Raw genomic sequence first — 3073 nt, 5'->3', positions numbered from 1 at the left:
GGCGGCAGCAGCGCGCCACCGCCTTGAGCGTGTGGATGTCCCACATGCCGGGGTTTTTGGCCGGGCTGAAACCGTCCAGGTACACCGCGTCGGCTTCAAAGGCCTGCTCGCGCAGTACCGCCTTGGTGTCGCCGATACAGAGGGTGAGCAGCACCTGCCCGTTTTCAAACACCAGCCGGTGCACCCCTGGCAGCAAACCCCAGCACTGGGCCTGCAGCTGTTCGGCCAAAAGCAGCAATTCAGGATGGGCGGCCGCGGCATGCAATATATCGGCAGCGCTGGCCGGGTAGGCCTCGGCACTCACAAAATGCAGCAGGCGCGGGCGCGCCGGGTCGGCCTTCCAGGCTTGCCAGGTGACAAGAAAATTAAGACCCAGCCCGAAGCCGGTTTCAAGAATGCGCCACTGCGGCTGGCCGGCCCAAAGCGCGGGCAGGCCGCAACCGTGGAGGAACACTTCCCTCGACTGCGCCAGCCCGCCCAACTCGCTGCGGTAGCGGTCGCCGAAGCGCGGACTGTAAGGCGTGCCGTCCGGCAACCACTCGATAGGCTCAGTCATGGGTTGTCATACCGAGGACAGCGATCCCCTTCAAGCAGGGGCCGCGGGTCCGGCTTTGCCGGCCCGCAGGCGCAGCGGCCCCCTCGGGGGGCAGTGCAGTACGCGCAGCGACAAACGTGGGGGCCCTATTTACTCAGTTGGGGGGACGTAACCCTGCACCTTGTCGGCACCGGTGCCAAAAAAGTGGTTTTCCATCTGGCGGGCCAGGTACTGGCGGGCGCGGGCATCGGCCAGGTTCAGGCGGTTTTCATTGACCAGCATGGTCTGCTGCTTCATCCATTCGGCCCAGGCTTCCTTGCTGACTTCTTCCCACAGGCGTTTGCCCAGCGGGCCGGGGTAAGGCGGAAAGTCCAGGCCCTCGGCTTCGCGGCCCAGTTTGATGCATTTGACGGTGCGTGCCATGTAGTTACCTTCGTGAGATGTCGTTATAGATGTTTTGGGTATGAAGAACTGAAATCTGATTCGTTCCTGTGTTGGTCCGCAGCTTCCAGAAAGCAGACCATGACCCCACGCCGCCATTTTATGAATGTTTCCAGCCGCCCGGCATTAGCCGTTGCGCTGGCAGGGTTGGCAAGCAGGCCTGCGCCGGCCATCGCCAAGTACGCCAGGCTGTTTCCCCAAGCAGATTTACATCGGAAACAGGCGCAGCTGCCACGCCGCCGGCAGCCAAGCCGGTAGCGCCCTGAATTTGCAATGAAATTCGCTTCTGGCCCTTTCTGCATGGGCGCTGGCAGCTATTAAAACCATAGCGATTCAGTGACGCCGGCTCCAGCGGCTTGTTTTTCAGCCAAAAGCCCCCAGTTTCAGAGGCATGAACACAACCCAGAACCCTTCTTCCAGTGCCAGCCTGACCGTGACCCACGTGCTGGCCAATCTGCTCGAGCGGCTGGAGCACAGCGCTGTGCCCGTGGGTGCGGAGCAATACCGCTCGGTGGTCAACCGCCTGGCCGGTGCCTTGGGCGAGGCGGAGCCTGGGCCCGAATTGGGTGCTTTGCTCGACACTCACCCGGCTGCGGCCGAAATGTACGAAAATGCTCACTACCAGCACGCGGGCCTTTGCCGTTCGCCGCTGGATCCGGCGCTGGCTGCCGAGCGGCAGGCCAGGCAAGCCATAGAGCGCGCAATGCGCCAACCCAACCAAGGAAACACCCATGGCCAGAGCTGATGCCAAAACCACCGTCCTCGCCGACGGACTGCGTTACAAGTCCAAGGTGTCGGGCTCCCCGTTCGTGGCATCCGCCTCTTTCGGCGCCGCCACGATGTCGTGCTTCATGTGCGGCAAACACCGTCCCCGCTCTCAGATGGGCACACGCAAGGTGCTGGGCAAGTCCCACGCCGTGTGTGCGCCTTCGTGCAAGGCGCTGGACGAAGCCGGCAGCTGACACACAAGCACGCGAGGAAGTCCGATGACGGATCCGATGCACATCGTGTGCCCGCACTGCCACACGACCAACCGCGTGAAAAGCGCCGACCTGGCGAACGCGCCAGACTGCGGCAACTGCCACCAGGCACTGTTCACCGGGCACCCGGCAAGCTTCGACGAAGCCGCGTTTGACCGCCACATCGCGCGCAGCCAGATTCCCGTGCTTGTCGATTTCTGGGCGCCCTGGTGCGGCCCCTGCCTGCAGATGGCGCCGGCCTATGAGCAGGCGGCGGCGCAGCTCGAGCCCGCTGTGCGTGTAGCCAAGGTCAACACCGAAGAAGCCCGCAACCTGGGCGCACGTTTCAACATCCGCAGCATTCCGACCCTGGCGCTGTTTGTGGGCGGCCGCGAGGTCGCGCGCCAGCCTGGCGCCATGGGAGCGGCCGATATCGTGCGCTGGACGCGGGCGCATACCGGCTGAAACCCTGCAAGCGCGGCGCGGGCCATGCATGCCGGGCATTCAAGAGTCCATCAAAGTCCGAAGGGGATTTTCATGAACGAGCACACCAGGCCGGACCCGGCGCTGCAGCCGGACGAGGCGACTGACCACATTCTCGGCCCCGCGTCGGCCCGGGTGACGCTGGTGGAGTACGGCGACTTCCAGTGCCCGTCCTGCGCCCAGGCGCATGGCGCGCTGAAAATCATGCTCGCCCATTTCGGCTGCGACCTGTGTTTTGTTTACCGCCACTATCCCCAGCGCGCGGCCCACCCGGAGGCGGAGCTGGCAGCCGAGGCGGCCGAAGCAGCGGGTGCCCAGGGCAGGTTCTGGCCTTTCCATGACCTGCTGTTCGAAGACCAGCAGCACCTGAAAGAAAAACACCTGCTGGACCATGCCCGCCTGCTGGGCCTGGACATGGCGCGCTACGAATACGAAATGAAAGACCACGTCTACCTGCAGCGCGTGCAGGAGCACCTGCAAAGCGGACAGCACCTCGGCCTGCGCGGCACGCCGACGTTTTATGTCAACGGCGTGTACACCGACGTGTCATTCGGCCTGCACCACTTGCACGAGGCGATCGATAAGGCCTTGCTGGCTGCCGGCCAGGCCTAGGAGTCTGCGCGGCAGAAGGAGCGTCGGCTGCAAAGCGGCCGCG

6 protein-coding genes are annotated in these 3073 nt (G+C 64.1%); 4 read left to right on the top strand and 2 right to left on the bottom strand.

The features are described 5' to 3' along the window. Both mnmD and WA904_RS03565 read right to left on the bottom strand, forming a co-directional pair. Window positions 1–556: tRNA (5-methylaminomethyl-2-thiouridine)(34)-methyltransferase MnmD (mnmD, locus tag WA904_RS03570; protein WP_425195748.1), on the bottom strand; the 556-nt coding region annotated here is incomplete at its 3' end. 129 nt (window positions 557–685) lie between these two features. Beyond that, complete coding sequence (locus WA904_RS03565) at window positions 686–958, bottom strand: oxidative damage protection protein (protein ID WP_293593270.1); 273 nt, start codon at window positions 956–958, stop codon at window positions 686–688. A 409-nt stretch (window positions 959–1367) separates the two neighbouring features. Between WA904_RS03565 and WA904_RS03560 the strand changes: the two genes are divergently transcribed. The 4 genes from WA904_RS03560 (at window position 1368) to WA904_RS03545 (ending at window position 3030) form a co-directional block, all read left to right on the top strand. After that, window positions 1368–1721 carry a hypothetical protein gene (locus tag WA904_RS03560; protein WP_425195747.1) on the top strand — a complete coding sequence of 118 codons (354 nt, stop codon included), beginning with the start codon at window positions 1368–1370 and terminating at the stop codon, window positions 1719–1721. Then, complete coding sequence (locus tag WA904_RS03555) at window positions 1708–1938, top strand: hypothetical protein (protein WP_077594459.1); 231 nt, start codon at window positions 1708–1710, stop codon at window positions 1936–1938. Before WA904_RS03560 ends, WA904_RS03555 begins: the two co-directional genes overlap by 14 nt. A 24-nt stretch (window positions 1939–1962) precedes the next feature. After that, window positions 1963–2400, top strand: coding sequence for a thioredoxin TrxC (trxC, locus tag WA904_RS03550; protein WP_425195746.1), 438 nt, complete (start codon window positions 1963–1965; stop codon window positions 2398–2400). 72 nt (window positions 2401–2472) lie between these two features. Then, window positions 2473–3030, top strand: a complete 558-nt coding sequence (locus WA904_RS03545; RefSeq protein WP_425195745.1) for a DsbA family protein — start codon at window positions 2473–2475, stop codon at window positions 3028–3030. The last annotated feature ends 43 nt before the right edge of the window (window positions 3031–3073 follow it).

This window comes from Polaromonas sp. (genome assembly GCF_049790275.1).
Lineage (GTDB): Bacteria > Pseudomonadota > Gammaproteobacteria > Burkholderiales > Burkholderiaceae_C > Polaromonas.
Note: the sequence above shows the minus strand (reverse complement) of the source record. Positions and strands in the feature narration are given on the sequence as shown.